At 68.3% G+C, this 23,218-nt stretch carries 22 protein-coding genes; 15 read left to right on the top strand and 7 right to left on the bottom strand.

All coding sequences use genetic code 11. The features are described from left to right. Window positions 1-25 precede the first annotated feature (25 nt). The 5 genes from ACZK33_RS22195 to ACZK33_RS22215 all read right to left on the bottom strand — a co-directional run bounded on the left by ACZK33_RS22195 (window position 26) and on the right by ACZK33_RS22215 (window position 3,898). Window positions 26-496 carry a SecDF P1 head subdomain-containing protein gene (locus ACZK33_RS22195; protein ID WP_423174283.1) on the bottom strand — a complete coding sequence of 157 codons (471 nt, stop codon included), beginning with the start codon at window positions 494-496 and terminating at the stop codon, window positions 26-28. Beyond that, window positions 493-1,044, bottom strand: coding sequence for an HdeD family acid-resistance protein (locus tag ACZK33_RS22200; protein WP_423174282.1), 552 nt, complete (start codon window positions 1,042-1,044; stop codon window positions 493-495). The genes ACZK33_RS22195 and ACZK33_RS22200 overlap by 4 nt, the downstream gene beginning before the upstream one ends. Before the next feature lie 58 nt (window positions 1,045-1,102). After that, the gene (locus ACZK33_RS22205; protein WP_423174281.1) at window positions 1,103-1,798 is read right to left on the bottom strand and encodes a ComF family protein; all 696 of its coding nucleotides are present in this window, start codon (window positions 1,796-1,798) and stop codon (window positions 1,103-1,105) included. 97 nt (window positions 1,799-1,895) lie between these two features. After that, the gene (locus ACZK33_RS22210; protein WP_423174280.1) at window positions 1,896-2,558 is read right to left on the bottom strand and encodes a hypothetical protein; all 663 of its coding nucleotides are present in this window, start codon (window positions 2,556-2,558) and stop codon (window positions 1,896-1,898) included. Beyond that, complete coding sequence (locus tag ACZK33_RS22215; RefSeq protein WP_423174279.1) at window positions 2,555-3,898, bottom strand: chloride channel protein; 1,344 nt, start codon at window positions 3,896-3,898, stop codon at window positions 2,555-2,557. The genes ACZK33_RS22210 and ACZK33_RS22215 overlap by 4 nt, the downstream gene beginning before the upstream one ends. A gap of 341 nt (window positions 3,899-4,239) precedes the next feature. Here ACZK33_RS22215 and ACZK33_RS22220 point away from each other — a divergent pair, with 341 nt between their 5' ends. The 6 genes from ACZK33_RS22220 (at window position 4,240) to bioC (ending at window position 10,642) form a co-directional block, all read left to right on the top strand. After that, a complete protein-coding gene (locus ACZK33_RS22220) occupies window positions 4,240-5,646 on the top strand; it encodes a hypothetical protein (RefSeq protein ID WP_423174278.1) in 1,407 nt (468 codons plus the stop codon). Between the two features lie 158 nt (window positions 5,647-5,804). Further along, window positions 5,805-6,848: a biotin synthase BioB gene (gene bioB / locus ACZK33_RS22225; protein ID WP_423174277.1), complete on the top strand. Its 1,044-nt coding sequence runs from the start codon at window positions 5,805-5,807 to the stop codon at window positions 6,846-6,848. A gap of 67 nt (window positions 6,849-6,915) precedes the next feature. Beyond that, window positions 6,916-8,139, top strand: coding sequence for an 8-amino-7-oxononanoate synthase (gene bioF, locus ACZK33_RS22230; RefSeq protein WP_049461692.1), 1,224 nt, complete (start codon window positions 6,916-6,918; stop codon window positions 8,137-8,139). A 17-nt stretch (window positions 8,140-8,156) separates the two neighbouring features. Further along, complete coding sequence (gene bioH / locus ACZK33_RS22235) at window positions 8,157-8,936, top strand: pimeloyl-ACP methyl ester esterase BioH (protein ID WP_423174276.1); 780 nt, start codon at window positions 8,157-8,159, stop codon at window positions 8,934-8,936. A 29-nt stretch (window positions 8,937-8,965) separates the two neighbouring features. Further along, complete coding sequence (locus ACZK33_RS22240; RefSeq protein WP_423174275.1) at window positions 8,966-9,745, top strand: SDR family oxidoreductase; 780 nt, start codon at window positions 8,966-8,968, stop codon at window positions 9,743-9,745. Between the two features lie 12 nt (window positions 9,746-9,757). Then, a complete protein-coding gene (gene bioC, locus ACZK33_RS22245) occupies window positions 9,758-10,642 on the top strand; it encodes a malonyl-ACP O-methyltransferase BioC (protein ID WP_049400863.1) in 885 nt (294 codons plus the stop codon). 205 nt (window positions 10,643-10,847) lie between these two features. Here the strand turns inward: bioC and ACZK33_RS22250 are convergent, their stop codons facing one another. Further along, entirely contained in the window at window positions 10,848-11,492 is a 645-nt protein-coding gene (locus ACZK33_RS22250) for a YdcF family protein (protein WP_032127185.1), read from the bottom strand. Next, window positions 11,477-12,439 (bottom strand): pyridoxal-phosphate dependent enzyme, encoded by a 963-nt coding sequence (locus tag ACZK33_RS22255; protein ID WP_149908935.1) that lies wholly within the window; start codon window positions 12,437-12,439, stop codon window positions 11,477-11,479. The genes ACZK33_RS22250 and ACZK33_RS22255 overlap by 16 nt, the downstream gene beginning before the upstream one ends. Before the next feature lie 159 nt (window positions 12,440-12,598). Between ACZK33_RS22255 and ACZK33_RS22260 the strand changes: the two genes are divergently transcribed. The 9 genes from ACZK33_RS22260 (at window position 12,599) to ACZK33_RS22300 (ending at window position 23,177) form a co-directional block, all read left to right on the top strand. Next, on the top strand, window positions 12,599-13,084 hold the full coding sequence (locus ACZK33_RS22260; RefSeq protein ID WP_019337023.1) for a hypothetical protein: 486 nt from the start codon (window positions 12,599-12,601) through the stop codon (window positions 13,082-13,084). 550 nt (window positions 13,085-13,634) lie between these two features. After that, a complete protein-coding gene (mnmG, locus tag ACZK33_RS22265) occupies window positions 13,635-15,524 on the top strand; it encodes a tRNA uridine-5-carboxymethylaminomethyl(34) synthesis enzyme MnmG (protein WP_049400865.1) in 1,890 nt (629 codons plus the stop codon). 255 nt (window positions 15,525-15,779) lie between these two features. Further along, on the top strand, window positions 15,780-16,310 hold the full coding sequence (locus ACZK33_RS22270; RefSeq protein ID WP_032129113.1) for a gamma carbonic anhydrase family protein: 531 nt from the start codon (window positions 15,780-15,782) through the stop codon (window positions 16,308-16,310). A 123-nt stretch (window positions 16,311-16,433) separates the two neighbouring features. After that, on the top strand, window positions 16,434-17,123 hold the full coding sequence (locus ACZK33_RS22275) for an RDD family protein (RefSeq protein WP_049400866.1): 690 nt from the start codon (window positions 16,434-16,436) through the stop codon (window positions 17,121-17,123). After that, complete coding sequence (locus tag ACZK33_RS22280; protein WP_423174274.1) at window positions 17,120-18,112, top strand: stage II sporulation protein M; 993 nt, start codon at window positions 17,120-17,122, stop codon at window positions 18,110-18,112. The genes ACZK33_RS22275 and ACZK33_RS22280 overlap by 4 nt, the downstream gene beginning before the upstream one ends. Beyond that, on the top strand, window positions 18,102-19,718 hold the full coding sequence (locus ACZK33_RS22285) for a DUF4129 domain-containing protein (protein WP_423174273.1): 1,617 nt from the start codon (window positions 18,102-18,104) through the stop codon (window positions 19,716-19,718). The genes ACZK33_RS22280 and ACZK33_RS22285 overlap by 11 nt, the downstream gene beginning before the upstream one ends. After that, complete coding sequence (locus tag ACZK33_RS22290) at window positions 19,715-20,899, top strand: DUF4350 domain-containing protein (protein ID WP_423174272.1); 1,185 nt, start codon at window positions 19,715-19,717, stop codon at window positions 20,897-20,899. Before ACZK33_RS22285 ends, ACZK33_RS22290 begins: the two co-directional genes overlap by 4 nt. Further along, on the top strand, window positions 20,896-21,882 hold the full coding sequence (locus ACZK33_RS22295) for an AAA family ATPase (RefSeq protein WP_005411535.1): 987 nt from the start codon (window positions 20,896-20,898) through the stop codon (window positions 21,880-21,882). The genes ACZK33_RS22290 and ACZK33_RS22295 overlap by 4 nt, the downstream gene beginning before the upstream one ends. Then, a complete protein-coding gene (locus tag ACZK33_RS22300) occupies window positions 21,879-23,177 on the top strand; it encodes a DUF58 domain-containing protein (RefSeq protein ID WP_423174271.1) in 1,299 nt (432 codons plus the stop codon). The genes ACZK33_RS22295 and ACZK33_RS22300 overlap by 4 nt, the downstream gene beginning before the upstream one ends. The last annotated feature ends 41 nt before the right edge of the window (window positions 23,178-23,218 follow it).

A 23,218-nucleotide genomic window follows, 5' to 3' on the forward strand; every position in this document is an offset into this window, starting at 1 on the left:
GCAGCGCGGGTTCATGGCGCGCCCGTCATTCGCCAGTGATGTACTTCGCCAGCTCCCGCGCTTCGGCAACGCTGGACAACCCGCTCAGCATCATCGATTCGCCGAACGGCCCCTGCACCGTCGCCACCATCAGCACGCGGCCATCCACGCTGATCGCCGCACGCTGGCCCACCAGTGCCGCGGTGCCATCGTGGATGCGCTGATGCGCCTCCGGCCGATAGCGGATCTGCAGGCCCGGCTGCTTGCCTTCATCCAGCACGTAGCGCACATCGGCAATGTCCGCGCTGCTCGCAATCGGCGGCTCGCGCAGGGCCAGGGTTTCGCCCTGCCACTGCGCCGGCGTACCCTTGCCCGCCGCATCGACCGCACTCAGGCGCACATCCACACCGGGGCGTGGCGCATGATCCTTACCTGCCAACGCACCGGGCGTAGCGCCCGGCATGCATCCGGTCAGGGTCAACGCCATGCCCAGCAACAGGGGAAGCGCAGCCCTCACTTCAGCTTCCGCAGCTTGAACGCCACCAGCACCTGCAACAGCCCGTACAGCAGGCTGCCGATGCCGATCCACAGCGTGGTCACCGCAACGCCCGCATACGGGTTGGCCGCGAACAGCAGGCCCAGCACCACCGCCAGCACGCCACTGAGGATCAGCAGCCACTCGCCCTGGATCTGCTTGCGTACGCGGATCGCGAACACGATGCGATAGACGCCGGCCACCAGCAGCCATGCCGCCAGGAACAGCACCAGCACGCTGGCGGTGGCCAGCGGATTGATCACCGCCAGGATGCCGAAACCCAGCGAGGCGATGGCATACAGCGCCAGCCAGCCACGCGAAGCACCGCTGCCGCCGCTGACCAGTGCGAACAGGCTGATGACACCTTCAACGATGGCCATCACACCCAGCGTCCATGCCAATGCCATGGCTGCAGACAGCGGCCAGCCGATGGCGACGATGCCAAAGCCCAGCGCAACCAGCCCATACAGCAGGAGGATCCACCAGCTGCGCCCAACCGCCGACAACAAGGGAGACAAGGGGGAATTCATGGCCACTCCTTCGATCCGGAACCGGGCTCATCCTAGCCCCTGGTGATGAAGAGGGCGATCACGGCGCCCGCGCGCAGACCCATACCCGCACCTCGTCCGCTCCCACCCACCGCAGCGTCTCCGCAACCTCCATCACCGTCCTGCCGGTGGTCATCACATCGTCCACCACTGTCAGTCGCGGTGGCACCGGACCACGTACATCGAACGCATCGAACAGGTTTTCCCTGCGCTGTTCGGCCGTACGCTCGGACTGCGGCGCGGTATGCCGCCGCCGGTACAGCCCCTGCCAGACCGGCATCGGCAGCAGGCGGCACAGTTCTGCGGCCTGGTTGTAGCCGCGCTGGCGCAGGCGGCGCCGGTGCAGCGGTACCGGCACCAGCGGTAGGCATGACCACGGCGGCGGTGCGCGCTGCATCAACTGCGCCAGCAGGCGACCGGCGGCGAGATCCTGATGGAACTTGTAGCGCACCAGCAGCTGGTCGACCGGCGGCAGGTACAACAGGCTGGCATGGGTGGCGGCCTGCGGTGGCGCTTCCTCGCGGCAGCTGCCGCAGACGATCAGGGCGTTCCCAGGTAACGGGAGCGCGCAGCGCAGGCAGGCACGGCCAGCCCAGGGCAGTCCGGCCAAGCAGGCATCGCAGAGATCGAGTCCATCGTGGCCCGGGTCGCCGCAGACCAGACACCGCAGTGGCAGGAGCACGCGAAGCAGCACTGCGGGCCAATCCGCCGGTAGAGGGAGGTAGGCAAGAGGCATACCCCAACCTGCCCGCGCAGCGATGCCGGAACCATCACCGGCAACCACACCGGACGGTCAGGAAAGCGGACGCAGTGCCGTCGGCCGTCTCATCGGGTCAGTCACGCAGGGATGCCCGCCAGGCCACCAGAGCGGCGGCGGCGCGCTGGGTCCTGTGCTCATCCGGATTGACGCCCATCTCATTGCGCGCCATGCCGGCAAGGGCCACCCACAGTTCCTGTTCGCCTGCACCGCGCAGCAGCTGGGACTCGATGCGATCTGCGTAGGCGGCGTACTCGCCACGGCAGTCCGGATTGGCCTGGATGCCTATTGGATCCCATACATAGTGCAGGACTTCATCCACCGCTCGGCCCAGTGCACCGCGCCTGCGGTCTGCCGCCTGGCGGACCTCCTTCCAGTGTGGCGTGTTGTGCAGTGCCTCGAACGGCATCGGCACCGGCGACAACAGGTAGGAGATGCCGTCTTCGTCCTGCTTGACATGCCAGACGCCAACACCGACATCCGCCATGTGCTCGGACAGCGGGAAAACGAAGGCGGGCAGCCACAACAGCTCGATGCGGCCATCTCCCTGCCAGCCCAGCGCGGTGAACATCCCGGCTGCGATCTCCCGGTAGGCCTGCGCGGCAGGTTCGCCGACCAATTGCCCCGGATCCAGCATGAACACCCGGTTGTCGATGTACTCGACGACGCTGCCATGGAACTCGCGCAGGCGCTCGGGCGGGTAATCGATGACCTGTTCAGGGGCGATGGTGTAACTCACTTCGTGAAATCCTTTCCGCTGGAAGGCGAGTGTGGCGCGACGACGGGCATCATCAACAACTCCGCCAGCCCGCGATAGATGGGCACCCGGCACACCAGCCCGGACACGCCACGTGCGATCAGCACCGTGGCCAGGATCGGCAGCAGCAGATCGCCGCTGTCAGTCAGCTCCAGCGAGATCACCGCCGAAGTCAGCGGCGCCTGGGTGACGCCGGTCAGATAGGCGCACATGCCCAACAGCACGAACGCACGCGGATCCACACCCGGCATCAGCACCGCGAGGTTGTGCCCAAGGCCGGCACCGACCGCCAGCGCCGGCGAGAACAGGCCACCGGGGATGCCCGCCACGTAGGACGCCAGATTCGCCAGCAGCTTCATCAACCCGAACTCGTGGCCCACCATCGCCTGCCCCTGCACCAGGCTGCGCGCCTGCTCGTAGCCGGTGCCGAACGCGCCTTCACCGAAGACCAGGGCGAGCAGTACCACCACCAGGCCGCAGCCTGCGGCCAACAGAACCGGATGCCGCTGGCGCAGTTGCCCGAGCCAACGCGGGCGGCCCGCCGCACTGGCCAGCACGGCGCGCGCGAACAAGCCTCCCAGCAGACCCGCCACCACACCGCACAACAGGATCGCCAACCAACCCTGGCCTAGCGGAAGCCGCGCGCTTACATGGCCGAAATAGGTGTAGTTGCCCAGTAGGCCCAGCGACACCACGCCGCCGACGATCACCGCGGTCAGCAGGGTGCCGGAGAACCGATGCTCGAAACGGCCGCTGAGCTCCTCGATGGCAAAGACGATACCGGCCAGCGGCGTGTTGAACGCCGCAGCGATGCCCGCCGCGCCGCCCGCCAGCAGGAAGTGCGAGAGCTCGCGTGGATCCTTGAAGCCGAACCAGCGGCCGAACAGGTACATCAGGCTGGCACCCACATGCACCGTCGGGCCCTCGCGCCCGACCGACGCGCCACCGAGCAGCGACAACGAGGTCAGCAGCAGCTTGCCCGCCGAGACCGCAGGCGAAAGATTGATCTTCCGGAACGGCTCATCGGGCTTGTCCAACGCAGCGATGACCTGCGGAATGCCGCTGCCCCGCGTGGGCTTCAGCACGCCCGCGGTCAACCAGGCCAGCAGCGCGAAGATGCCCGGCGTGAGCAGCAGGGCCCACCACGGCGAGTGCGAGGTGATGCGCTGGAACAGATGGAAGGCCGCGTCACTGGCCTTGGCGAACAGGATGGCCACCAGCGCCACGGCCACGGCGCCGCCCCAGAGCGCGGCACGGCGACGCCAGGCCTCGCTGAGAACCAGCGCGGTGATGCGGCCGCGGAGGCGATGGAGATCGGTCATGGGGCAGAGTCTGCGCGCCAGCGCTTTGGTTGGGCAGCGGGTACTGTGGCCGAAGGCCTTGCAGGATGTGGTGAATACGCTCACGCGCCGGGAACCGCATGCTTTGGCAGCAATGGCACGCCGTCCCACATGCGTGAAGGCCGGCCGATTCCTGCCGGGTGCGTCCACCGCGCCTCGTGGAGGTAGCATTGCAGCCGCTGCCCTCTGGGGAGAGGTGCAGCTCCGCCGGCAACGAAAGGCCGCCACCGCTCGTCATCGCGGTAGCGCTTGCCAGCACCTGCGTGCCGACATCTGCGTGAATTGCTTCGTTCTCGACATCCTCAATGACAATGGAGTGTGAGATGAATGCCTACGACCCGCTGGATCACATCATCCATCTTCGTGATGGCACGCTGCAGGAATCAGACCTTCGCCGGATTGTCGGTCGCGCGCTGCAGGCCAGGTCACCTTCCGGAATCGTCATCCATGTACATGGCGGCCGCGTTTCGCAGAAGCGTGGACGGCGCATCGCAGAAACCCTGCATGACCCCTATGTGCGGGCACAGGCCTACCCCTTGTTCTTCGTCTGGGAAACGGGTGACATCGAAGCTCCGTTGAACAACCTGGGCGAGATCCTGGGTGCAGTACTCGCCAAACTGCTCTTCAGGAAAGTCCAGGACAAGATCCTAGAAAAGCTCGGCGGTGAACAGGCATTCACGCCCGGCATGAAGATCCTCAACGCCGCGCCACCCGACGAGGAGAGCCTTTCGTCAGATCTCGCGCAGGAATTCGCTGATGATCCCGAGGTGAACCAAGCCATTGCCGAGGCCCGTGACGATTACAGGGAGGCGACGCTGGCGCCCGCCAACAAGATGCTGGCACACGAACCGCCAGCCGAACGCGCGGCCATCGTCAACGAGCGCACGGCCAGGGAACTGTTTGGCACTCCGTCACCCAACAAGGCCATGGCATTGAATTGGATCGCGCTGGCCATCAAGGTGGCCAGACTGGTGATACGCGTATGGCAGCGCCAGCAGAGTGGTCGAGGGCGCCCAGGCGCCGTCTCTGCCGTGATCGTGGAAGAAGTGCTGCGTGAGTTCTATCTCGATGACGTGGGGCGCATCGGCTGGTGGAATCCCATGAAGAAGGACGCACAGGATTCATTCGACGGCCCCGCATCGGGTGGCGTCAGATTCCTGCGCGAGCTGCACAGTCAGTTGCAGTCCGAAGCCTCTGTTCCCCGCATCACGCTCGTCGGCCACAGCGCCGGCAGCATCTTCCTGTGCGAGCTGTTGGACCAGGCGGCGCAGATCCTTCCGGATCTGAAGTTCGACCTTATTCTCGAAGCGCCTGCGGTGACGTGTCGTCGGTTCGCGCGCGCCATCTCGAAGCACGAGGACCGAATCGGGAGGTTCCGGCAATTGGCGATGAGGGATGCCGACGAAGCCAACGAGCGCTCACTGTTCTTTCCCGGTTCGCTGCTCTACATCGTGTCCAACATCTTCGAAGATGCTGCCGATGAGCCTCTGCTCGGCATGGAACGCTTCTTCACCCGGGAGAACGTCTATCGCAACTCTGCGGCGTGGGCAGACATCTCGGCCTGCCAGGCGTTCTTCGCCCGGAAGGGAGAAAGCGCGGTGAGCTGGTGGACCCTTGATGACCTCAATGCCGACCAGCGCGAAGGTTGGGGCCACGGCTACTTCGATGACGGTCCCTTCATCCTCGGCAAGGTGACCGCGCTGATCAGCGAAACACCGCACACGCCTTGATGCCGATCGCTTTTCGCGCTCGACGACAGAAGCAACGCTCCGGGCGGGATCGCCCGGAGCGCAAACACTGTAAACCATGCAAACATGAATATTGTTGACAGCCTGCGCGCGCCCACCCACACTGCCGCCCTCGCTCCACTCGTACCCAAGGTCCCGCCATGGCTGCTGCCATCCGCCACGACTGGCAACACGACGAACTGCAGGCGCTGTTCGATCTGCCGTTCCCCGAGCTGCTGTTCCGCGCCGCAGCGGTCCATCGCGAGCATTTCGACCCCTCGCAGGTGCAGGTCTCCACGTTGCTGTCGGTGAAGACCGGCGGCTGCCCGGAAGACTGCGCGTACTGCCCGCAGGCGCAGCGCTACAGCACCGGGGTGAACGCGCAGAAGCTGATGGAGACCGATGCGGTGCTGGCCAAGGCACGCCAGGCCAAGGCCGCCGGTGCGTCGCGCTTCTGCATGGGTGCCGCGTGGCGTTCGCCGAAGGACCGCGACATTCCGAAGGTGGCGGCGATGATCGCCGGGGTGAAGGCACTGGGCCTGGAGACCTGTGCCACGCTGGGCATGCTCAGTGGCGAACAGGCACGTGCGCTGAAGGACGCCGGCCTGGACTACTACAACCACAACCTCGACACCGCGCCGGACTACTACGATTCGATCATCCACACGCGCCAGTACCAGGACCGCCTGGACACGTTGGAGCACGTGCGCGATGCCGGCCTGAAGACCTGCTGCGGTGGCATCGTCGGCATGGGCGAGACGCGCGCGCAGCGCGTCGGCCTGCTGCTGGCGCTGGCCACGCTGCCGGCACATCCCGATTCGGTGCCGATCAACAAGCTGGTGCAGGTGGCGGGTACGCCGCTGCACGGCAGCGCCGAGCTGGACCCGTTCGAGTTCGTGCGCATGATCGCGGTGGCACGTATCGTCATGCCGCGCTCGATGGTGCGGTTGTCCGCCGGGCGCGAGGCGATGAGCGACGAACTGCAGGCGCTGTGCTTCCTGGCCGGTGCCAATTCGATCTTCTATGGCGACACGCTGCTGACCACGGGCAACCCGGAAAGCGAACGCGACCTGGCCTTGTTCGCACGCTTGGGCCTGCAACCGATGGCGGTGCAGGTGGATGCCGAGGGCCACGACCACGGTGGCACCGTGCACGCCGATATCAGCGCCGATGCACCCGGCTGTGGCTGCGCTCACACGGCCTGAGACGGGCCGCAAGCAGGCGTCGCGGCAACGCGCTACCCTAGCCGCCCCGTCGTCGCATTCAGCCACCATGGCCCGCCCCGACCTGACCGCCCGCCTCCACGCCCAACGCGCCCTGCGCGATGCCCAAGGCCGTCGCCGCACGCGGCGCACGGTCACCCGTCGTGATGGCGTACGCCTGGAAGTGGACGGCCAGTGGCTGACCGGCTTCTGCAGCAACGACTACCTGGGCCTGGCCCAGCAGTTCAGCGTGGTCAACGCGTTGCAGGACGCCGCCGCACGCGAAGGCGCTGGCGCCGGTGCCTCGCACCTGGTCTGCGGCCACCACGCCCTGCACGAGGCACTTGAACGCGAAGTGGCCGAGTGGCTGGGCTATCCGCGTGCGCTGCTGTTCGGCAGTGGCTTCGCCGCCAACCTAGCGGTTCAGCAGGCACTGCTGAGCGAAGAGAACGACGTCTGCGTGCAGGACAAGCTCAACCACGCCAGCCTGCTCGATGCGACGCGGTTGGCCGGTGCACGCCTGCGCCGCTATCCACATCTGGATGCGGAAGGCGCGATGCGTCAGCTCAAGCACGCGCCCGATGGCGCGGCGATGCTGGCCACCGATGGTGTCTTCAGCATGGATGGCGACATCGCACCGCTGCGTGCATTGTCGCTTGTGGCACGCCTGCAGCAGGCGCTGTTCTACGTCGATGACGCGCACGGCGTGGGCGTGGTCGGTGATGGCCGTGGTGCCGTGGCCGCCGCCGGGCTGGGCGTGGACGACGTACCGCTGCAACTGGTCACGCTGGGCAAGGCACTGGGCGGTTCCGGTGCACTGGTGCTGGGCCGCGACGACCTGATCGAGCACCTGGCCGAGACCGCACGCCCGTACATCTACACCACTGCGGTGCCGCCAGCGATGGCCGCTGCTGCACTGGAAGCAGTGCGCCTGGCGCGTCGCGACCACTGGCGCCGCACCAAGCTGACCGACCTGATCGCGCTGTTCCGCAGCGAAGCCCGTCGCCATGGGCTGGACCTGATGGCTTCGGAAACGCCGATCCAGCCGCTGCTGTGCGGCGATGACCATACCGCCGTTGCGATGTCCACGACGCTGGAACAGGCCGGCTGGCTGGTCGGCGCGATCCGCCCACCGACGGTGCCGGAAGGCAAGGCACGCCTGCGCGTCACCCTGTCCGCGCTGCATACGCCGGAACAGGTGCGTGGCCTGGTCGAGGCCATCGCCAGCGCGCGCGACCGCGTGACCCTGGCCGTGCGTGAAGCCGCGCCACCGCCGCTGCCCGCTTTTGCCTGAGTTCCGTGTAGTTCCCCATGCATATTGAAGTCACCGGCCGCGGGCCGGACCTGGTTCTGATCCACGGCTGGGCCCTGCAGGGCGGCGTGTTCGCACCGCTGGTGCAGCGCTTGGCAGACCAGTTCACCCTGCACCTGGTCGACCTTCCCGGGCATGGCCACAGCCGCGACGACACCACGCCGCTGCGCCTGCCGTTCGTGGTCAACGCGATTGCGGCGGCGACGCCACCGGCGGTGTGGTGCGGCTGGTCGCTGGGCGGATTGTTCGCGCTGCACGCGGCAGCGACGCTGCCGAAGGTGCGTGGGCTGGCGATGATCGCCGCCACACCGCGCTTCGTACGTGGCGAAGATTGGCCGCACGCGGTGGAACCGGCCGTGTTCGAGCAGTTCGGGCGTGAGCTGGCCACCGATTTCGCCGGCACCCTGGAACGCTTCCTCGCCCTGGACGTGATGGGCTCGGCGCACGCCCGCGAGGAGCTGCGCACGCTGCGCCAGCGCCTGGTCGAGCGCGGTGCACCCACCGAACGCGCGCTGCTGGAGGGCCTGCGCCTGCTGGAAAGCACCGATCTGCGCGGCGCACTGCCGACGCTGGGCAAACCCAGTCTATGGATCGCCGGCCAACGCGACCGGCTGGTCTCACCGGCGGCAATGCAGGCCGCCGCGGCACTGGCCCCGGGCGCGCAGGTCCTGACCATCGCCCATGGTGGCCACGCGCCCTTCCTCGGCCATGCCGACGAGGTCGCCGCCGCCCTGCAACACTTCGTTGCCGGCCTGTCACCGGCCGATGGCGGACAATGAGCGCCTTCCGAATTCCGCAGGATTGACGCATGGATCTGGGTATCAATGGCCGCTGGGCACTGGTCTGCGGCGCAAGCAAGGGGCTGGGCCTGGGCTGCGCGCGTGCGCTGGTGCGTGAAGGCGTCAACGTGGTGATCGTGGCCCGCGGTGAAGCCGCCCTGCAGGCCGCCGCTGAAGAGCTGCGCGCGCTGGCCGGTGCCGCCGAGGTGCGCGCGGTCGCCGCCGACGTCACCACCGAAGCCGGCCGCGTCGCGGCGCTGGCCGCATGCCCGCAGGTGGACATCCTGGTCAACAACGCCGGTGGCCCGCCGCCCGGTGATTTCCGCAATTTCGAGCGTGACGACTGGATTGCCGCGCTGGACGCCAACATGCTGGCGCCGATCGCGCTGATCCGCGCCACCGTCGACGCGATGATCGAGCGCGGCTTCGGCCGTATCGTCAACATCACCTCGTCGGCGGTGAAAGCCCCGATCGATATCCTGGCGCTGTCCAACGGCGCGCGCAGTGGCCTGACCGGTTTCGTCGCCGGCCTGTCGCGCCGCACCGTGGCCCACAACGTCACCATCAACAACCTGCTGCCCGGACAGTTCGACACCGACCGCCTGCGCGCCAACTTCGCCCACAGTGCGGGCAAGGACGGCGACGCCGACGAAGTGGCCGAACGCCGCCGCCAGCAGATCCCCGCCGGCCGCTTCGGCACACCCGACGAATTCGGCGCCGCCTGCGCCTTCCTGTGCAGTGCACAGGCCGGTTACCTCACCGGGCAGAACCTGCTGATCGACGGCGGCGCCTACCCCGGTACGTTCTAAGAGACTTTCGCAATGCCGTCCCACTTCGATGCCCGCCACGTCCGCCGCGCGTTCGCCCGTGCCGCCAACAGCTACGACGCCGCCGCCGCCCTGCAGCGCGAAGTGCAGTCGCGGCTGATCGAATCGCTGGACTACCTGGAGGCACGCAAGCCCGAGGTGGTGCTGGACATCGGTGCCGGTACCGGACACGCCAGCGCGCTGATGAAGAAGCGCTGGCCGAAGGCGCAGGTGATCGCGCTGGACGTGGCGCTGCCGATGCTGGACCAGGCCAAGCGCCAGGCCGGCTGGTGGAAGCCGTTCCAGCGCCTGTGCGGTGACGCCGCCGCGCTGCCGCTGGCCGACAACAGCGTGGACGTGATCTTCAGCAACCTGTGCCTGCAGTGGGTGGACGACCTGCCGGCGGTGTTCGCCGGGTTCCGCCGCGTGCTCAAGCCAGGTGGCCTGCTGGTGTGTTCCACCTTCGGCCCGGAAACCCTGATCGAACTCAACGAGGCATTCGCCGCCGCCGATGACCGCCCGCACGTGAGCCGCTTCGCGCAGATCGCCCAGTTCGGCGATGCGCTGATGATGGCCGGCTTCCGCGACCCGGTGCTGGACCGCGACCTGTTCACCCTGACCTACGACGACCTGCCGTCACTGATGCGCGAACTGCGTGCGATGGGCGCGACCAATGCACGGGTGGACCGACGCCACACGCTGACCGGGCGTGGCCGTTTCGCCGCTGCGGCAGCGGCGTATGAACCGATGCGTCGTGCCGACGGCAAGCTGCCCAGCAGCTGGGAAGTGATCTATGCGCACGCCTGGGCACCGGACCCGGGCGCACCGATCCGCGAAGGCGGGCATGACGTGGCCTCGGTGCCGGTGTCGGCGATTCCGATCCGGCGCAAGCAGACCTGATCATCCGGTGGTGCCGGCCGCTGGCCGGCAGCCTCACGATTCCATGGTGGGCATCTGCCGGCCAGCGGCCGGCACTACCGCAATCCACACCGCACGCGAATCGCTCCGGTAGGTGCCAACCTTGGTTGGCACACCCCATCAGATCGCGGTGCCGCCAGCAGTGTGCCGACCAAGGTCGGCACCCACCCAAATGCAGGCTTCCGCCTCAGGTATTGGCCGGCGAACTCAGCGGCGGGCGCACCAGGTCGCGGTGGAAGAAATAGATTTCCTGCACCAGGAAGCGCCAGCTGGTGTGGAAGCTGCGGAAGCGCGTGCTGGGCGTGGACGAGGCCAGCGCATCGATGCCCAGCGCCTTGCTCAGGCGCAGCGCGCGCGCCATGTGCAGCGGATCGCTGACGATGATCACCCGGTGCAGGTCGCGCTGGTCCATCAGCCGCTTGGCTTCAACCAGGTTCTGCACGGTATTGCGCGAGGCGGTTTCGATCAGGATCGCATCGTCCGGCACGCCATGTTTCAGCGCATAACGCCGCGCCACCTGCGATTCGGAAAAACGCGCACCGGTGCCACCGTAGCCGCCGGTGAAGATCAGCAGCGGTGCGTACTGGGCCTCGTACAGGTCCAGCCCATGCCGGATACGCTCTTCGAACACCGGTGACGGTTTGGCGTCATAGGCGGCCGCACCCAGCACGATGATGGCGTCGGCCTTGGCGGCCTGGTCACGCTCGCCGACCCAGACGATCCAGGCAGTCACGCCCAGCAGCCAGATCACCAACAGGACAAACAGCCGCCACAGCCAGCCCAGCAGGCCGGTGCGAGGCCGCTGCCGGTCGCGGCTCACGGCGCGCCCCAGCGCAGCGCTGGCAGGTCGACGTTGCCGCCGGACAGCACCAGGCCCACGCGCAGTCCGGCGAAACGTTGCGGCTGCGCCAGCACAGCAGCCAGCACGGTGGCCGAGGACGGCTCGACCACCTGCTTGAGCACCTCCCACAGCAGGCGCATCGCGGCCATCGTCGCCGCGTCATCGACCACGATCACCTCGGCACCGGCCGCGCGCAGCAATTCGAAATTGGGCGCGCCGATCAGGGTACGCAGGCCATCGCAGATCGTGTCCGGGGTGAACGCGTCCTGGCGCTCGCCAGCGGCCAGCGAGCGCGCGGTATCGTCGGCACCGGCCGGCTCGGCCAGCACCAGACGGGTCTGCGGGCTGGCGTGCTGCAGCGCCAGCGCAGTGCCGCTGGCGAGGCCGCCGCCGCCCACCGGCACCACCAGCACGTCGAACGGGCCGTCGCTGTGCAGCAGTTCCAGGGCGGCGGTGCCCTGCCCGGCCATCACCGCCGGATTCGTATAGGGATGCACCAGGGTCGCGCCGGTGTCGGCCTGCACCTTGGCGCAGGTGGCCTCACGGTCGGCAATGGTCGGCGGGCAGTGCCAGAGCGTGGCGCCATGGCGCGCAATATTGGCCAGCTTGGCCGCCACCGCACCTTCGGGCACCACCACGTGACAGGGAATGCCCCGGGTACGTGCGGCCAGCGCCAGGGCGGCGCCGTGATTGCCGGAGGAGTGGGTGACCACGCCGGCACTGGCGGAATCAGACTCCAGCGACCACACCGCGTTGCAGGCACCGCGGAACTTGAACGCACCACCACGCTGCAGGTGCTCGGCCTTGAAGGCCAGCTGTGCCCCGGCCAGCGCATCGAGCGTGTGCGAGCGCAGCACCGGGGTCACGCTGGCATGCGGGGCGATCCTCGCGGCAGCAAGCAGGACGTCGTCGGCGCGGGGCAACAGTGAATCGCTCATGACGCAAGATTAACGTATGCCCCCGCGCTGGCGACCGGGACACAGGTCATGCCAGCATGCAGCCCTACGCCTCCATTCATCCTGGCCGGCGGAATTAAGGGCCGATTCAACGCTGGCGCCCGAAGCTGACTGCACACCCGTCCTCTGGGGGGACCCACCATGAAAATGCGCCTGATGCTTGCCGGTGGCCTGTTGCTGGCCCTGACCGGCTGCACCACCTACGACTATGTCGGCGGCGGCCGCAGCGGCAGCTACTACCACGGTGCGCCGTCGGTGGAATACCGCTACCCGGCCGGCTATCCCTACAACTACGGCCCCTACTACGGTGGCTATGGCGGCTACTACGGCGGCTACGGCAACCCGTATTACTCGCGCCCGATCTACCGCCCGCCGCACAACCACCGCCCGCCGCCGCGTCCGGGCAATGGCGGCGAGCACCGTCCGCCGCCGCCGTCGCGTCCGTCGTACAACGGGGGTTCGCCGTGGCGGAACATGGACTCCATGCGCCGCCCGCCGCAATCGAACGCCCAGCCGTCAGCGCCCCCGCCGCAGGCCCGTCCGGCACCGGCACCGAGTGCGCCGAGGATGAACGGTTCCCCCTGGCGCAACATGGATCGTGCGACGCAGCGCACAGTTGAGCGCTGAACCGTCTTGCATTTCACACGGTCTAAGCCGCAATCTACGCGGACAGTGACGGCCCGCGTCACAAAGTGACAAAAACGACACGGGCCGCCGCAAAAAGCTCTACGTCGATATCCGACAGGAACATCTGGATCCCCCCTGTTCCGGCCCTGTCGGATGTCGGCACCTCTGAAAACAGACGGCCCCGCAATGCGGGGCCGTTTGTTTTGTTGGGTCGCCAACCGGCGAGGGCCCCAGCATCAGTAGCTCCACGCCATGCGTGGATGGCGCCTTCCCGACAACCGCAAAAAAACAGGGCCGGACAGTCCCCCGACTGCCGGCCCTCTGCTCCCCCACCGTGCGCCTGTACCGGCCCCTGTTCCAATTCCGGTCACGGGCGCCTACGGCGCCAGCCACGGTGGGTGCTATTGGGTTATCTGCAAAAATCCTGCCAACTTTAGGGCTGATTTCGACGCCGGCCGGCCGGCACCGACGTCCCGGCCCCGAATGGCGCTAAAATCGCCACCCCGGCGCCGCCCCCGGTCCGCGCCCGCCCCCAGCTGAACAGCCCCCCATGAACCCGTCCTTCCATCGTTACGACGTCATCGTCATCGGCGGTGGCCACGCCGGCACCGAAGCCGCGCTGGCCGCGGCCCGCACCGGCGTGCGCACCCTGCTGCTGACCCACAACATCGAAACGGTGGGTGCGATGAGCTGCAACCCGGCCATCGGCGGCATCGGCAAGGGCCACCTGGTCAAGGAGATCGACGCGCTGGGCGGTGCGATGGCGCATGCCGCCGACCGCGCCGGCATCCAGTGGCGCACGCTCAATGCCTCCAAGGGCCCGGCCGTGCGCGCCACCCGCTGCCAGGCCGACCGCAACCTGTACCGCATGGCGATCCGCGCCATCGTCGAAGGCCAGGCCAACCTGACCGTGTTCCAGGCCGCCGTGGACGACCTGGTCATCGAAGGCGACGCCGTGCGCGGGGTCATCACCCAGACCGGGCTGCGCTTCGATGCCGAGGCCGTGGTGCTGACCGCCGGCACCTTCCTGGCCGGCAAGATCCATGTCGGCCCGACCCAGTACGCCGCCGGCCGCATGGGCGACCCGCCGGCCACCACGCTGGCCGCGCGGCTGCGCGAGCGCCCGTTCCAGGTGGACCGCCTGAAGACCGGCACGCCGCCGCGCATCGATGGCCGCTCGCTGGACTACAGCGTGATGGACGAGCAGCCCGGCGATTCGCCGCGGCCGGTGATGTCCTTCCTCGGCTCGGTGGACGAGCATCCGCAGCAGGTCAGCTGCTGGATCACCCACACCACCGAACAGACCCATCAGATCATCCGCGACGCGCTGCACCGTTCGCCGCTGTACAGCGGCCAGATCGAAGGCATCGGCCCGCGCTACTGCCCGTCCATCGAGGACAAGGTGGTGCGCTTCGCCGAGAAGGCCAGCCACCAGATCTTCGTCGAACCCGAAGGCCTGGGCATCGTCGAGATCTACCCCAACGGCATCTCCACCTCGCTGCCGTTCGACGTGCAGCTGGAGATGGTGCGCAGCATCCGTGGCTTCGAGAACGCACACATCACCCGCCCCGGCTACGCGATCGAGTACGACTTCTTCGACCCGCGCGGGCTGAAGGCCTCGCTGGAGACCAAGCTGGTCAACGGCCTGTTCTTCGCCGGCCAGATCAACGGCACCACCGGCTACGAAGAGGCCGCCGCGCAGGGCCTGCTGGCTGGCCTGAACGCCGCACGCCAGGTGCGCGGGCTGGACGGCTGGTGCCCGCGTCGCGACGAAGCCTACCTGGGCGTGCTGGTGGATGACCTGATCACCCACGGCACCAACGAGCCCTACCGCATGTTCACCAGCCGCGCCGAGTACCGCCTGCAGCTGCGCGAGGACAATGCCGACCAGCGCCTGACCCCGACCGGCCGCGAAATGGGCCTGGTGGATGATCGCCGCTGGAGCGCGTTCGAGACCAAGCAGGCCGCCGTCGCTGCCGAGCGCGCACGCCTGGGTGCGCTGTGGGCAACCCCGGCCAATGCACTGGGCCGCGAAGTGAACGAGACGCTGGGCGTGGCGGTCAGTCGCGAGACCAACGTGCTGGACCTGATCAAGCGCCCCGAGCTGGATTACGCCAAGCTGATGCAGGTGCCCTCGCTGGGCCCGGCGGTGGCCGATGGCAAGGTTGCCGAGCAGGTGGAGATCGGCGTGAAGTACGCCGGCTACCTGGACCGCCAGCGCGAGGAGATCGAGCGTCAGCAGCGGCACGAAGCCACGCCGATCGCTGAAGCCTTCGATTACGCGACCGTGCGCGGGCTGTCGGCCGAAGCGCTGCAGAAGCTGGAGCGCGTACGCCCGCAGACCATCGGCCAGGCACAGCGCATTCCGGGCATGACCCCGGCAGCGATCTCGCTGCTGCTGGTGCACCTGGAGCGCGCACGCCGGGGACGCGTGGCATAACACGAGCGCGATAGATGCCATCCACGCATGGCGTGGATCTACTGCAATGCTGCGCGCGATCCGCTGTTCCGCATACAGCATCGGCTACAGCTACGAACCGTAGCGGGTAGTGCCGGCCGCTGGCCGGCAACCGCAGAACTCCAGACATGACCTTGAGGTTGCCGGCCAGCGGCCGGCACTACCCTGCGGTGCGCGCGCGGCGTGCAGACCACGCAGGTATCATCGTCGTGAACGCCCTGATTTCCGGAGACTTCGATGAACCCGCTGCGCCCCTTCCGCGACAAGATGCCCGTCCTCGGCGAACGCGTGTACATCGATCCGGCCTGCACCATCATCGGCGACGTGGAGCTGGCCGATGACGTGTCGGTATGGCCGGGCACGGTCATCCGCGGCGACGTCAACCATGTGCGTATCGGTGCACGCACCAACGTGCAGGACGGCACCATCATCCACGTCAGCCACCACAGCCCGTACAACAAGGCCGGCTACCCGACCCTGATCGGCGAAGGCGTGACCGTCGGCCACGGCTGCATCATCCATGCCTGCACGATCGGCGATTACAGCCTGATCGGCATGGGCGCCTGCATCCTCGATGGCGCCCGCGTGGAGCGCCATGGCTTCGTCGGCGCCGGTGCGGTGATCGGCCCCGGCAAGGTGGTGGGCGAAGGCGAGCTGTGGGTCGGCAACCCTGCACGACCGGCACGCACGCTCAGTGACAAGGAGATCGAGGCGCTGCATTACTCGGCCGACCACTACGTTCGGCTGAAGGACGAATACCGGGGCTGAGCCCCCGTCGCTGCCATGCGGCTCTGCTAAAGTCTTGGCCCGACCAGGACCTGTCGAGACCCCCATGCCTGTGGCTGCCCGCCGGAGAGGACTCCGGCGCCCACAACGAAGGCCATCGTGCTGATGGCCGCACCGATGCTCGATACCTACCGCGAGGTGGTGACGCCGGAGGGTGTGCCGCTGCAGTTGCCTGCCGCCGGCCCGGTACCGCGGGCGATGGCCTGGCTGGTCGATCTTGGCGTGCGCATCGCGGCACTGGTGCTGGTGTCCATTCCGCTGGCGCTGCTGGACAAGTTCGGCTCCGGCCTCTACCTGGTGCTGATGTTCCTGGTCTACTGGGCCTACCCGATCGTCTGCGAAGCGTTGTGGGGGCGCACGCTGGGCAAGCGTGCGCTGGGGCTGCGCGTGCTGTCCCGCGATGGCGCGCCGGTAGGCTGGATGGCGGCGATCACCCGCAACCTGCTGCGCACGGTGGACATGCTGCCGTTCGGCTATGCGCTGGGCCTGATCAGCAGCCTGTTCGATCCGCATGGCCGCCGCCTTGGCGACCTGGTGGCGGGCACCGTGGTGGTGCACGCACCCGCGCTGTACCTGCCACCGCCGCCGACCATCGACAGCGTGCTGGCCCCGCCGCAGCCGCTGCGACCAGAGGAACAGGCTGCGTTGATGGCCTTCGCCGAGCGCGCGCCACGGTTGTCGGCGGCGCGCCAGCAGGAGCTGGCCGGTATTGCCGAGCCACTGACCGGCACCCATGGCCAGGTCGGGGTGCTGCGCCTGTATGCGATGGCCAACTGGCTGCTGGGGCGGCGATGAAGCAGGAACAGTTCGTCGCCCGCTACCAGCAGGAATGGCAGGACCTGGAGCAGTGGCTGCTGCTGCGTGCTGGTGCCTCACGCCGCACGCGCCGCAAGGCCAGCGGCCTGGCACTGGACGACACCACCTTCCCGCAGCGCTACCGGCGGCTGTGCCAGCAACTGGCGCTGGCCCGCGAACGCGGCTACAGCCCGCAGCTGGTGCAGCGCCTGCAGCAGCTCATGCAGCAGGGCCACAGCGTGCTGTACCGCACGCCGCCGACGCGCTGGCGGGGTGCCCTGGAGTTCCTGGTGGCCGATTTCCCGCTGCTGGTGCGCAGCCAGGCGCGCAGCATGTGGGTGGCGCTGGCGATGTTCGCGCTGCCGGCGGTGGCCTGCTTCGTGCTGGTGCAGGTCTATCCGGACCTGATCCACATACTGATGGACAACCGCCAGATCGCCGAGATGGAGCGCATGTACGATCCCGCCGCCGAGCGCCTGGGGCGTGACAGCGGCACCGACTGGATGATGTTCGGCCACTACATCATGAACAACATCAGCATCGCCCTGCGCACCTTCGCCAGCGGGCTGCTGGCTGGGCTGGGCACGCTGCTGGTGCTGTTGTTCAACGGCGTGATCATCGGTTCGGTGGCCGGTCACCTGCAGCACATCGGCCATGGCGACCCGTTCTGGCGCTTCGTGGTCGGCCACGGTGCCTTCGAGCTGACCGCGATCGTGATCGCCGGCGGTGCCGGTCTGCAGCTGGGCATGAAGCTGCTGGCACCCGGCCGGCGCAGCCGCCTGGATGCACTGGTCGAAGGCGGCCGCATCGGCGCACGGCTGTGCCTCGGCGTCGCCTTCATGCTGCTGGTGGCCGCCTTCATCGAAGCCTTCTGGTCCTCGCTTGCCGAAGTACCGGCGTGGGGCAAGTTCAGCGTGGCCGGTGTGTTGTGGGCCGGCGTGCTGCTGTGGCTGTGGCGCGGCGGACGTGGAGGCGGCCATGCGCATTGACCGCCTGGACGTGGCGCTGCGCGCCCGCAGTGGCTGGGAAGCGATGGAGCTGGGCACCGCCCTGTCCCGCCGTCACGCGCGTGCGCTGTGGGGCAGCTGGCTGCTGGCCAGTGCACCGCTGTTCGTGATCTTCAACGCGCTGGGCTGGTGGCTGGATGCCTTCGGCTGGGCCTGGCTGGCGATGTGGTGGTGCAAGCCGCTGTTCGAACGCGCGCCGCTGTACGTGCTGTCGCGCGGCATTTTCGGCGAGCCGGTCGGCACGCTGGCCGCCCTGCGCGCGCAGCGCCACTGGGGCAACACCGGTTTCTGGGGCTACCTGGGCTGGCGTCGCTTCAGCGTGCTGCGCAGCCTGTGCCTGCCGGTGAACCTGCTGGAAGGCAACACACCGGGCCAGCGCGGCCCACGCCGTCGTGCGGTGGCAGCCGGCGCAGCGGGCGCGGCACTGGTACTGACGGTGACCTGCCTGGCGTTCGAAGCCGCGTTGGTATCCGGCGCGATCGGTGCGGTGTTCATGTTCATGCCACTGGAGCTGATGTCCGAATCGTGGCGTGCGGCGTGGGACATGATTGGCAAGGACACGCCGGCATGGGCACGGCTGGGCTTCAACCTGGCGTGCTGGCTGGCCTCGGTGCTGATCGGCCCGTTCTTCGTCGGTGCGGGCTTTGGCCTGTACCTGAACCGTCGAACGCAGATGGAAGCCTGGGACGTCGAAATCGCCCTGCGCCGCCTGCGCGAGCGGCTGCTGCCGGCAGCATCGACGCTGGCGCTGCTGCTGTGGCTGGCACTGCCGCTGGTGTCCGCACCGGTGCATGCGCAGGACGCGCAGACGGTCGCGGAGCAGGCAGGCGATGCCGAAGAGGACGAAGACAGTGCGGAAGAACCGGCCACCGCGGCCAACGACCCCGCCAATACGCCGGCAATGATCTTCGGTACAGCGCCGGTGGACACCGCCGGTTTCCGTCAGGCAGTGAACCGCGCCTATGAAGACCCGCTGCAGCGCCCGACCCGCCAGGTCACCCGCTGGAAGCCGATCGAGCAGGCCGAGGAAAAAAAGAAGGAAGACAAGCAGCTGCAGCGTGACACCAACAGCAAAGGTGAACGCAAGGCGCGCAAGGACGGCATCGCCTGGCTGGCACGGCTGGCCGAATGGGGCCTGTGGGGCCTGCTCGGCATCCTGCTGCTGGTGCTGCTGCTGACCGCGCGGCTGTGGCTGCCATGGCTGCGTGGCAGTGGCCGGCGCAAGGCCGACGTTGCACCGAAGGTGCTGGAGGAGCAGGTGGAGTTGCCGGTGGTGCTGCCGCCGGACGTGGCCACCCAGGCCGGCCTGCTGTGGGACCAGGGGCGGCCGCGGCAGGCGCTGGCCCTGCTGTACCGCGCCAGCGTGCGCACGGTGGGCGAGCGCAGCGGTATCGCGCTTCCACCCGGTGCCACCGAAGCGCAATGCCTGCGCGCATCGCGACGCATGCCCCAGGCCAGCGACCGTGACCTGTTCGCGCGCATCGTGCGCATGTGGCAGTACGCTGCCTACGGTGGCCGCCTGCCCAGCCGCGCCGATTTCGATGCGTTGGCCGATACCCTGCGCCAGCAGTACGGGTGGCAGGCATGAGTCCGCGCCTGTTCTGGTCGCTGCTGCTCGGTGCATTGGTGCTGTTCGGCGTACCGCTGACCATCCTCTACCTGCGCACGCACGAGCGGGTGACCGAGACGATCCGACTGCCGCCACAGGGCGAGGCCGCCTACAACCCGCTGTACGTGCTCGGCCAGGCCCTGCGCGCCGATGGCATCGACGTGCATTCGCGACCGCGGCTGGAGTTGCAGCAGATGACGCTGGGGCGCCACGACACGGTGGTGCTGCTGCAGGACAGCAGCGAACTGCCGCCGCCCGTCGCCAGCGCACTGCTGGACTGGGTCGACGATGGCGGTCACCTGCTGGTACGTACACCGCCGCCGGCCGAGGACGATGCCGGCAGCACACAGGGCCCCCTGCTGGACCGGCTGGGCGTGGACAGCCTGTTCCAGCGCAGCGACTGCCAGGCCTTCCATGTCGACGACGATCCTGGCCACGTCGAATTCTGTGGTGGCCGCCGCTTCACCCTGGGCTTTGCCGCCAGTGCGCAGGCCGAACGCCGCTGGGGCACTGATCGCGACCTGGTGTTCGCGCGCCTGCGCCACGGCCAGGGCAGAGTGAGCGTGCTGGCCGACATGGAGTTCATGCGCAGCGAAGTGGACTCACCGGCAGCGCGCCTGGCGTCGGCAGGTGGCGGGGCCAGCGACGGCCTGCACGACGCGTCGCATCGCGACCTGACCCGCTACCTGCTCGATCCGAACTATGGCAAGGGTGCGGTCTGGCTGGTCTATGCCAGCCGCCCGCCGTCGCTGTGGTCGCGCATGTTCTATCAGGGCTGGCCGTTGTGGGCACCGTTGCTGCTGGCCCTGCTGGGCTGGCTGTGGGGCCGCTCGCAGCGCTTCGGCAGCCTGCTGCCGTCGCCGGTGCTGGAACGTCGTTCACTGCTGGAGCACGTGCGTGCCAGTGGCGAACTGCTGCTGCGCTTCGGTCACGGCATACGCCTGTACGAGGCCGTGCTCGCCCTGTTCCTGCACCGCCTGCGCCTGCGCGCACCGATTGCCGCCGCACTGGATGGTGCGCCGCGCGATCAGGCCATCGCCGAGCTGCTGAAGTGGCCGCAGGGCCGCGTCGCCAGCGCGCTCACGCCCCCACCGCCGCACGATTCCTCCGCCCTGCGCGAGCGCATCCGCTTGCTGCTCCAGATGAGATCCCTGCTATGACCGAAGTCCCCGAGCTGCCGGCGGCTGCCAACGCCCGCCTGATCGAACGCGTCGATGCCATCCGCGATGCCGTCGGCCACGCCTTCATCGGCCAGGCCGATGTGCTGGACCAGATCCTGGTGGCGCTGCTTGCCGGTGGTCACGTGCTGATCGAGGGCGTGCCCGGGCTGGGCAAGACCCTGCTGGTGCGCGCACTGGCACAGGCCCTGGAGCTGGATTACGGGCGTGTACAGTTCACCCCCGACCTGATGCCCAGCGACGTCAGCGGCCACGCGGTGTACGACCCGAAGAGCGAGAGCTTCAAGATCCGCCGCGGCCCGGTGTTCACCAACCTGCTGCTGGCCGACGAGATCAACCGTGCACCCGCCAAGACCCAGTCGGCGCTGCTGGAAGTGATGCAGGAAGGCCAGGTGACCATCGAAGGCAAGGCCTTCACCCTGGCGCCGCCGTTCATGGCGCTGGCCACGCAGAACCCGCTGGAGCAGGAAGGCACCTACCCGCTGCCGGAAGCACAGCTGGACCGCTTCCTGCTGAAGGTGCTGATCGACTACCCGCAGCTGGAGGACGAGAAGCGCATGGTGACCGCGATCACCAGCGGCCGCGCCGCCAGCGATTTCGACCTGAGCCAGGTGCCACGCGTGCTCGGTGCTGGTGAGCTGCTGGAACTGCAGCGCGCCACTGCGGCGATCACCGTCGACGACGAAGTGATCGACTACGCGGTGCGGATTGTGGCAGCCACAAGGCAGTGGCCGGGTATCGCGGTCGGCGCTGGCCCGCGTGGCAGCATCGCGCTGGTGCGTGCCTCGCGCGCGCAGGCGGTGCTGGCCGGTCGTGATTTCGTCACTCCGGATGACGTGCGCGACATCGCACGCCCGGCGCTGCGCCACCGCATCGCGCTGGCCCCGGAACTGCAGATCGAAGGCCAGGACGCCGACGACGTGCTGGGCGCGCTGCTGGCCAAGGTGGAAGCGCCGCGCCGATGAGGCCGGCCCCGCTGCTGCTGGCACTGCTGCTGGCCTGGGCTGCCCAAGGCGGCCTGGTGCTGGGCGGTCTGCTGCCGCGCTGGAGCTGGGCGCTGGCGGCGCTGGCGATTGCCGTGCCGGCGCTGATGGATCTGTGGCGCCAGTGGCGGCGTCCGTCGCCGCAGGTGCAGCGCGAACTGCCCGAAGCGCTGGCACTGGGCGTGCGCCGCGAGGCTGCACTGCGGCTGCAGGCGGACGCACCGATGACGGTGCAGGTGTTCGACCTGGTGCCCGGCGGCTGGCCGCTGGAAGCGCTGCCGCAGCGCGTGCGCCTGCAGGCCGGCAGCGCCTCCACGTTGCACTACCACCTGCAGCCGCTGCAGCGTGGGCACTTCCGCTTTGAAGGCGTGCACCTGCGCATGCGCTCGCCGTGGCGCCTGTGGTGGCAGCAACGCACGCTGCCACCGGCGCTGGACGTGCGGGTCTATCCGAACTTCGTCCCGCTCACCCGCTTCGCCCTGTTCAGTGCCGACCAGGCCTCGCGGCTGGTCGGTGCGCACGTGAAGCGCCGCCGGGGTGAAGGCACCGACTTCCACCAGATGCGCGAGTACCGCATCGGCGACAGCCTGCGCCAGCTCGACTGGAAGGCCACCGCACGCGCGCGCAAGCTGATCTCGCGCGAATACCAGGACGAGAAGAACCAGCAGCTGCTGCTGATGCTCGACAGCGGTCGGCGCATGCTGGCCAGCGAAGGCGGGCTCTCGCACTTCGACCATGCCTTGAACGCCTCGCTGGTGGTGGCTTACCTGGCGTTGCGCCAGGGCGACGCCGCCGGCCTGTTCGCCACCGGTGGCGAGCGCCGTTGGGTGGCGCCGCAGCGTGGCATGGGCACGGTCGAGCACCTGCTGCGCGCCAGCTACGACCTGCAGCCGCGCGCGGTCGCCACCGACTACCTGGCCGCCGCCACCGAGGTGTCGCTACGCCAGCGCCGGCGGGCGCTGGTGATGCTGGTCAGCAACGTGCGCGACGAGGACATCGAAGACCTGCTGGCGGCGGTGCGCCTGCTGCAGCAGCGCCACCTGGTATGCGTGGCCAGCCTGCGCGAGCGTGAGCTGGACGGCGTGCTGGACAGCGAAGTGCAGACACTGGAAGACGCCACCCAGGCCGGTGCAGCGGCGCTGTACCTGCAGCAGCGCGCGAAGGCGCATGAGGCGCTGCGCAGCGAGAAGGTGATGGTGCTGGACGTCACCGCCGATGCCCTGCCCGGCGCACTGGTGGAACGCTACCTGGCGGTGAAGCGCGAAGGGCTGCTCTGATACCAGCGATCGCTCTGGTGGGGGCCAACAACGGTTGCCGG

Source organism: Stenotrophomonas sp. 86156_Sma (assembly GCF_056481625.1).